The organism is Anaerovibrio sp. (assembly GCF_024697385.1).
GTDB lineage: Bacteria > Bacillota > Negativicutes > Selenomonadales > Selenomonadaceae > Anaerovibrio.
The window spans coordinates 1-9,793 of record NZ_JAILFV010000166.1; the positions used below are offsets into that span (position 1 = coordinate 1).

Consider the following 9,793-nt stretch of genomic DNA (forward strand, 5'->3'; position numbering starts at 1 on the left):
AACGAATTATCCGCCAAAGAAAACACCTCCAATTTGAAGTTTTCCCGAAACCCGAAGAAATTCGGCAAAACTTTAATTTGTTAGTGTTATTATCCCACGAGGATGGGCTGTTGGGAATACAACCTAAACTTTGACGCTTACAATTTATTTTTTGGGTTAGTATAATTTTTCTTATTCTTCCATTGGAAAACCAACAAAAAAACAAGAGAGCCGATATCATCGACTCTCTTCGCATAAAACGCCTTCCGGCCGTACGCCCCATCTGCAACGCCTACAAGAACGAATGTTGCCATCTCAAAGAAACAATCACATGTTTCTTACATCCATGCAACCTATTACAGATGTGCTATACACACCTACAAGATATCATACTGCCTCCATGCAGTCAATAGTTTTGTTAATATCAATTATATCTTTTATTTTCTCTACTACATAGCATCTCTCCAATAGCATCACTAAAAAAAATTCGGCCATGGTGTTCCGGATTATCAATATCTTTTTCATCAACAATATAAAATTGGTCCACCCAATCAGGATGGATATAGGTCTTTGTAATATTTCCTTTATTGCTCATTCCATCCTTATCCGAACTTCCCACGGTCCTTGTATCAAAAAGCCCTTCACGTGACTCCACAAATTTGTACTTTTCCAACTCAAAATTACTAGGCTTGTCCTTTTTTTTCATCCAATTGGCAATATCCATTCTTGGTATTGCCATATACTTCGGCGCATAACCTGGCGGGTAGGACTTCATCTTCAAAAGATAAGCTGCGGTAAATTTCAAAAGCAAGTCTTTGTCACTATCCGACAGCTTTAAGCCATTTTCTTTTTTTCCAGTAGTATATTTTTTTACCGAATCCGGATTATAAGGAACTTTATCTGATTTGCACACCAAATAATATCTGTGCAGTTGTCCTTGCTCCAGTGCATTGGCAATAATACGATCGTACGTTATCCTGTGATAGTCATTTTTATTTGTTTCTTGCCTCTTGATGGCATTCGCACCTTGCTCTTCAATACTAAATATTCTTTTGTCAAACGCCAATGTTGTCGAACGCAGTTTATTCAGTGCCTCAATCGAGTATCTTATTTTGCTAAATAATGTTTTTTCGTCTTTACCCAAAGCATTATGTTCAGCCATCTCTTCCAATTTACCTTTAAAAGACAGCAATTCACCCAAATCGCTTCCGGGATCTATCTTATTCACGATACCCAACAATGCTTCATCTTTTAGATTACTGCGAAGTTCTTTCAAATCATTTGACAAAAAAGCATACCTAATATATTGGGGCAACCAATTCTCACACCATTCTTTCAGCCGCTTACGGACTTCTTCCTCATTAAATTCCTGGGGGGGATCAGCATTTTGGAAAATAAACTGTCTTGCTACTACCGTCATAGCCCGGGGCAAACCGCAAAAATCATGTTTGATAAAGGTAGAATATTTTAGCCTGCACTCTTCTTTTTTCAGATTAACAAAATTCTCATCAGTATATTGCTTAAATTCCTGAAGCTCATCCAACATCTGCCTTGCCCTCCTTTTTAGAAACATTAGCTGGATTTACAGCAAGAATATTAGCTTCCAGTTCGTTCTTGGTAAAAACATTCCAAAAGAAATTTCTCCTGTATGCTTGTGGACCAGCCCATACATATTTTATGGCTTCTTCTATATCCCGGCGCCCCAATATTTCTTCCAATATCTCACGACAGCGTCCGATTATGTCTCCATGCCAAACTGCCCATGCCACGTTTTGCTTTAAGTGCCGCGAATATATCTCCTCAAATTCCGTAATATATTTGTTCTCATCCTCCTTTTCCTCTAACCCTTCGACATCGCTTTTATAGGTTTCTATATCAATGTTTTCATTAACCCGGTTTTGCAATTCTTTTAACAGATAGTACAGCAGCATAAAACCATTGTTATTAAAATTGGAGAGCAATTCCACGCCAGCTTCAGGCACGTCGATTCCTTCCCCCAAAATCTCCTTCAGCCTCAAATATCGCTTATCTTTAGGCGTAAAATGCCACTTTTTCTCTGCCAAGCGGTCAAGGGCTGCCCCTATACTATCACTGTCCTTCAAGAAATTACTAATAGTCATATACACTTGAGCACAGGCCTGCTCAACATCCATGCCGCATGGAAGCAACTGGTAAAAGCTGTCATATTGTACTTGCAGAATCCTATATATATGTCCCCAATAGCTGCTTTCCTTATTTAAACGTCTAAATTTCTTAAGGTTAAAATCTCTGGTACGAATTTCTTGATAAGCACCCATCAGTAATTTAACCTCTTTTTTCTTTTCTTTGTCCAGTGCATCAGCCCACTGCTCATCCTTTTGAAAAATAAAGCAAATTGGCTTCTGTCTAGAGGATTTTTCTCGCTTATTATCCTTTATCTCCTCCTGCCTAATAGAATAATCCCTTATATAATTCAGATACGCACCTGGAAGACGTTCAATATTCGCTACCTCATCATCACAAGAACATACATTGACATTCTTCAAAATTGGCTTTGCATACTTAAATTTACGCGGATCAACATTATAAAGGGATAATGTGCCGTCTTTTTCTTCCTTGACATGTGGAGTGAAGTTCTGCGCCCTGGCCAGCTTGTTCATGGCATCTTTTGCTTCCAGGAAAAGGCTCTTTTCCTTCCCCAACTTTTTCAGATCTTCAATATTTTTAGTTGGATGGACGCCTGTCTTGGCCGCATCTATTTCCATTCCCGTAACAATGGTACACTCTGCACACTTGTTTTTATAAACTTCCTCTGGCGGCCTGCCATATTCTTTTTCCGCAATTCTCACAGCCAGATTAGAAATCTGACCAATCTGATTGGAAAACGTGTTTAAGATAACTTCAAATGGTATGGTACCCGGTGTTTTACAAACCTTACCATTTCTAGAAGGAATTTTGATAGCTGGCAAGTCCTCCTTCCGATTATATTCCTTTGTTTTCTTTTTTCCTGTGTAATTATAGGCACCACGCATTACTGCTTCTACAATACGACGGTCTGAAACAATCTTCACCAAATCACCATCAAAATCTGCCCCACCCAAGATCATCGGAACTAGGGATTCATACGATACCATGACCACACCGGTCAAATCTGAAAAATATGTATCATATACACTACTATTGACAAAAGGTCGCATTATGCACTGTTCGTGACGGGAAAGATGCGGATTGCGGAAAAAAGCATAATATTTGTCGGCTTTTAGCTTGAGCCGTCCTTTGGCTTCTGGCATATAAAAATGTCGTGATGATCTGTATAGACACTTTTTACTCCACTTAGGCCAGTTTTCTTTCAATAAATCATTTACCTCTTCATTATCTTTCCCCACCTGCCAGAGGATATCCATCATCAATCGCAGGAGATCTCTCGACAGATAGCGCTGCTCGCCAGATACATCTATTTGGCCCCTGCACAGATTTCTTGCGCTGGCTTGTCGCATATTCTTAAGAATCTCCTTGACTTTAGGGTCATTGATAAATGCGGGATTTTTCCCCAATGCCCATAAACATTTTTCTCTTTCCCCTAAATCCGGCTCTACAGCTTGCTTTTCCGACTCGTCCGAAAAATTATTCTTATCTGGATTTTCACTGTTCCCCCCTCTGAGCAGGCTCTTCGCTCCTGCCTGCACCTCATTTCCAGCGAAAAGCTCATCAATAGCCTTAATTTTGTCAATATGTCCTGACATCAAAGAGGTAAAATCATCAGGAGTAATATCTAGTGTACTTAAAAACTGATAATTCAGCCTAACCTTGCCCCAATTGGACAATCTGGCATCGGTCCCAGTCACATACAAAGTATGACTATATTGTTGCATCTTATCAAAGAAGTATTGCATGGGGTCTTCAATCCCTGCTTTTTTACTCCACTCCTTTAACCATTTGAAGCACTTAAACATACCTTTTGTGAGCAAAATCTTAGCTTTTCTGATATCACGGGAAATGCCAAAGACATCCTTAATTTCAAGGGGTGTTTTCTTTCCTGCCATTTCAGAAAAAAATCTCACATAATCCACCTTGTGCAGCATCCCTTTGGTGAAGGGCATCCGTATCTGGAACGAATTAGATGGCTTTTCAAAGCCGTAATCCGTTTCCAATGTATCACTAATATATGCAGCATATTCCGGACACAGAAGCCCCTCTCCATCGAAAAACTCCATGCCTATTTCCAGATTTCTATTGCCAAACTTCAATTCCTGATTTTCCTGCCCCTCACCTGTTTCCTTGATTTCGGTAAAAAATCTTTCCTTTATTTTGTATTCATTATTATCCTTATCCGGCAAAACAATTACGCTTTCTTCGTTCAGACAAAACTCCTCACTCTGCTCAATACGGCATGAAGTACTCATATACAGACCGCGGTAAGCGTAATATTTGCTCGGAATCAACTGAATTTGGGAAAAATCCATGTCCAAGAGAAGCCTTTTATCCAACTGCTCCTTAATATCAGCATCAACAAAGGAAATACGGCTTTGTCTTGCCATACTGTTACTCTTATCAAATGGAACAAAATGCTTCCACTTATCACCATCGAATGACAGCATAATACCATGGGAAAACAACTGTTCAAGCCGGTAGCCAAGCCCAGCATCACTTCTAATTTCCGCCTCCCGCTGGATTTCTTTATTATCATCTGCGTTAATTGTCATACCCGTATTGAATATTTCAGCAAAATCTAAAAAAACAATATGCTGCTGCAGTCTTTTCTTATCTAATGGCGAATCACTCTCGGGCAGGACCTGAAGCATTTGATCAAACAGCGCGTTACTTCCAAAATTGTCTGTGTGCTGGACTATTTGGTTCCCCACAAGCCCGTCTATAAGATTGCAACGAAATTCTAATGTGATAATTCCGTTCTGTTCCGTATGAACCGAATATGTATCATTAACTATTTTTTTTGCATTAAGCGTTAATAACTGATGGTATTTATCTTTTTTACCCAATGTAATCCCTGCCCCCAACACATCACTTTTCTAATCCTGCAACGCCTCGCATATTTGCTTGGAAAACTCCTTTGCTTTCAAAATATCATCATGCGGAACAATACTCCCATTACAATGTGCCACAGGATTTCTCACCTTGTTCAGTATTGTCATCCCTTTGGTAAATTCGTCACGATTAATATTTGACGGCAAATATTTTTTATAATCATCCCACTCACTGGTAATAACTTGACCCAGCTCCGATAGATTAATCACGTTAAGGATACTGTCATCCGTACCATCAGGATTGCCGGCATCCTCCCGCATACTATTGTAACGTTTAAGATCCCGCTCCAATCTTTTCCGACGGTCTTCATTGGCATCCTTCATAACGATATCATGTAATTCATCTTTCCAAGTTTCACTATTCTTCGCTTCCATGTGGTTGCGCACACAATTACGAAGCAGTTGCTCTGCTTGTGTCAGTTCTGAAAAAATATTTTCTACATCTTTCTTCTTCTGTATTTTCAAATAATCTATGAAGCTGTTGCTGATTGTAAGATAATCATATTCGTCCTCATAGGTGTTATATTTGTCCTTGTATTCATCATTTGAGTCAGATTTAAGATTATTTTTTCTTATACAGTACCCATAACCTAGAAGTTTCTTTTCTGATACTTCATCCAAATCAATTTGTGGACCAACAAAAAGCTGCAACATTGGCCAATACAGTTGTTCCTCCTGCAAAACATCAACTACACGCCTAAAAGACTCGTAATACTCTGTTTGCTTTTCCTGAAACAACTGATCTATGTTCATATCCTTTAAAGAACTATCACCATATTTTTTCTTCCATGTTAAAATGGCATTTCCCATAATGGCCAAATAATATGGTGAACGGCCACAATAATATATAACATTCTCCTTTTGTTCATCGCTAAGTTTGCAGCCATGATTTGCCAAAATATCAAAATAAAGATCTAATTCGCTGTTTCCGTACCCAAACACCTTAAAAGTCGGGAATTTACCAGCCAATGTAGAACCATGTTTAGTGGTATCTTCTTCAATACATGGCAAACTTCTCCGTGAAATAGTAACTACTGAAAGGGCATTAGGTTCCCCATCCAGAAGCCCTCTTAGTTTATTAAAAAATTCTCCCCCTCCTCCAAATACTTCCTGTGCCATGTCAAATTCATCAATAACAAGCAAAATATTTTGCTTGCACTGAAGTAGCTTTTCAAATAACGTCTGTAATTGTTTCCATGCCTTTGATCGCGTTGCTATTTTCTTCTTTTCATATAGTTCATCTTTTGTTTTTTCATCAGCAAAAAAATCTCTTATACTAATAATTTTGGAGTATATTTTTTCATTTTCACTTTTTATTTGTTCGAAATCAATTCTATTATTTTCGTTTTTATTATCAAAAATACTCTCAACAACCTCACCTAACCAAAATGGCCAAAATCCATTACCATTATCTGAATCTATGACATCCTGTAATGAAGTACGAATTACCAATGTATTATGGTGACCCTCATTATCAAATCTTCTTATTAATTCTCGGGCAAGTGATGTTTTACCAATTCGGTTTGGTCCCATTATAGAACGCATGACCTTTTTCCCTTTGGACACTTGCTTTAATATTTCATCCGTTAGCTCAGTCAAATAACCGTGCTGATCTATATATGATTCACCATTTTCTTTAGTCACAATGCCACCCACATCAAATCTAAAGTCATCTTCATGCACAAAACAACACCTCCATGTTATTTCACTTAAATTTTATTAATTATTTATTTCACATTGTTTCAAATACTTGACAAACAGACCAACTTTAACCTTGAAGCGTAACCCCTTCAATTCCTTATTGGGAATATCCTTGCCATTCTCATCCACTAAAATGTACCTTTTTTTCAAAACGTCAATAATATAATTCAGTTCCTCCCTATTATTCCAATCGATTTCTTCAAGTTTGCAAATGCCGGAATAATCATCAGAAGCTCGAGCAATCTCCCTGAAAATACTATAAACCAGATCCATCTTTCCGTTTATTTCATCTGAACTGAGTTCCTCTCGCCAATTATCTGATAAACTACTGCTGTATTGATTATAAATTGGATCAAAATCATCCTTTTTTAAATACTGTTCTTGACTATCAAAAATATAATCGATAACCACTTTTTTAATCAGATTAGGTGTAACGTACTCATTATCATTATCACACATATAATCCACCAGCCCATTCATAAACTTCATCAAATAGAACGCACTGCCGCCCGTAAGTTCAAAGATCATTTTTTTTGCTGCTTTGCCTAATTCACCGTGAAAGCGACTCTGCTTGTCTCGCTTAAGAATAGGATTCTCCATCATTTTATAAGCCTCATTCTCATCCAGATAAGAAACCGCTCTCAAATCTGTTGTGGCAAGTCCATTGACTGCGTTACCATCAGTCAGCTTTGCAATATCCGAATTCAAGAGTTCCGGCAGAAAATCCTGTCCTACAAGTACATTGCAAAATCCTGCTTCGGTTACAACAGAACGCCATTGATTCAGGAAATCTCTCGGAATCCTCTTTTCTACAAGGTAAAAATAAACCGATGTGAATTCATCAAGCATTACGATAACCGGATATTTTTTGCCAACTAATCTTTTTAAACGCTTAAAGAAATTAATAAACTTTCTTTTCGCTGATGGCGATTCTAGTAATTCCTCACCTGGTATTATTAGTGAATTTTCAGCCAACTTATACCTTAATTCATCGAAAATATCTTCGTCTCCATCATTTGAACTGTCTTCAATTTTTTCCTTGAAATCATAACAAATATTATATAGTAACTCCTTCATAAAATATTCAGGGTCGGCAGTTTCGTAACCCATAGTCTGCAAATTAACTTTACTAACAATAGCCTGTGGATTCTCGTCTTCAATCTTGTGTTTAAGAAAATTGAGAATTGATGTTTTGCCCGAGCGTTTCTGCCCATAAAATCCCAGCATTTTACCACTGTTTATGGAACCATCCGGCCTTATAATTTCATTATAAAGTCCATTAATAATATCATCCCGACCAAAAAACATCTTCCTGTCGTCCCAGGACATATCATTACCGCCAGCAAAATCTTTATACAGATTTTTTTCTATAAAATCCTCATCATCTGACAACTTTATGGTAATTTGGAAATCTTTTTTACCGGCTTGTGAGGCTAAAATCCCCTTCCCTAGGCTAGGATCAAAATGGTCAAGATAATCATACGTTACCTTAACTATTAATTCCAATTGGCTTACATCCTGTTCTTTTATAAGAATCGGTACACTTATTTCGCTGGTTTCACCCGGCGACACCTTGGATTCATAATCAACTTTCCTATTTTTGTCGATTGCAAAACCTCTTGTTCCCCGATGTGGCTTTGATATTACGCTGACATTCTCAGCGCGCAGCCTTCTTTCAGCGTTTGATATACAAAGAATTTCTGTTGCCTTATTATCCATCAGGCTGTAATGCTCAACGTTAATCTCCGGTTTATTGTTGTGATACAATTCATTAAGATATTTCACCATATTTTCTTGTATTCTTTCAATAAAGGGCTTTATTTCTTCAAAGCCAAATTTTGTTGGACTATTATTGATCGTTTTAAGCATCTCATTACATTTAGAATAATTATTTGTAAGAACTTCATTTTGCTCGATAGCCGACTCTGTATCAGTATTATCCAACACAGATTTTAACAGCTTATCAAGTTCTTTAATAAGCTGTTGCTCCATATCAAAAAGATACTTGCTTAATGCTTCCCCATTATCGCGATAATTTACCCTATACGATTCTGCAACTTTCTTGATATCTTGTGGAAGATCTTCTAACTTTTCACAAAATTGTTTTTTTGTTGTGTTCCACCCTATATATTTATTTTTGATATGATGTTTTATTCTATTTAATGATTGGTCTTTTTCATGCCATAAAGCAGATGACAGAATATACGCCACATCTTCATACTTCTCTAATAACTCTAAAAAAACCTCCTCAGGAAAATTAAACATCATACGTAAAATGCTTTTTCTAGCAGGTTCAAGGCATTTATTCTTATGGAAAAATCTTTTTTTTGCATCATCATCTTCTTCTGCTATTTTCAAATACCCGGACAAACCATCAGAATAATAGCTGGCCAAACACATTTCTGCAACTATCATGCGTTGTTCTATAGGTAGCGAACTATTTGAACAGATACTATCGGCATAACAAAGCTGTTCCCCCTCAGACATTTTCTCATTGTCTCGAATACGATCATGGGCATATTCATATAACAATCTATACATTTCATCCTTATCATAGCCTTGTGTAGTCTCGTTTGGATGTTCTATTAAATATAGTGATATAAGTTTTGCTTGTGCCATGAGAAGAAGATGTTTTTTTTCCACTAGGGATTCCGAAAAATATTCTCCCCATTTTTCCTCGTCAAAATTGGTTTTCTCCTCAAGTACATCATAATACCAATCCATCGCATCTTTGAGTGCTTTTAAATCATTGTATGCGCCTATATATTGCCCATCGCGAATTTTATTTTTTTCACTTTGTGAAAGATACTCTTTAACATCTTTGTCCAACGAAAACTGTGTTAATTTATCCGCCAAAAACTCAGGTTTTTGAATTTTTTTCATTCCTCCAAGAGTGTAATCGAAATTATCTCCCACCTGCTTTTTTGTCTGCCGTTTTACTTGTCCTTCAAGCGCAAGAGCTTTTGCTTGACCTTTCACGTTACCATTAGACTTAGCGGAAGCATCTGTAACCTCTCGAAACGAAACGAAATAAACGTATTTTTCGAATTCAAATCCATCCTTTGGTTTCCATTCCTTCGTTCCCTTCTTAA

At 37.3% G+C, this 9,793-nt stretch carries 4 protein-coding genes; all 4 read right to left on the reverse strand.

Going from position 1 to position 9,793, the window contains the following annotated elements:
- Window positions 1-403: 403 nt before the first annotated feature.
- A complete protein-coding gene (locus K6C05_RS08775; RefSeq protein ID WP_296733747.1) occupies window positions 404-1,525 on the reverse strand; it encodes a hypothetical protein in 1,122 nt (373 codons plus the stop codon).
- Window positions 1,515-4,955 carry a hypothetical protein gene (locus K6C05_RS08780; RefSeq protein ID WP_296733749.1) on the reverse strand — a complete coding sequence of 1,147 codons (3,441 nt, stop codon included), beginning with the start codon at window positions 4,953-4,955 and terminating at the stop codon, window positions 1,515-1,517. Before K6C05_RS08780 ends, K6C05_RS08775 begins: the two co-directional genes overlap by 11 nt.
- Window positions 4,956-4,985: 30 nt before the next feature.
- Complete coding sequence (locus K6C05_RS08785; protein WP_296733751.1) at window positions 4,986-6,683, reverse strand: ATP-binding protein; 1,698 nt, start codon at window positions 6,681-6,683, stop codon at window positions 4,986-4,988.
- A 36-nt stretch (window positions 6,684-6,719) separates the two neighbouring features.
- A partial coding sequence (locus K6C05_RS08790; RefSeq protein WP_296733754.1) for an ATP-binding protein occupies window positions 6,720-9,793 on the reverse strand: 3,074 nt, incomplete at its 5' end.

Excerpts from the sequence above, each read along its gene's own strand:
- K6C05_RS08775 (WP_296733747.1), bottom strand. The coding sequence starts at position 1,525 with ATGTTGGATGAGCTTCAGGAATTTAAGCAATATACTGATGAGAATTTT.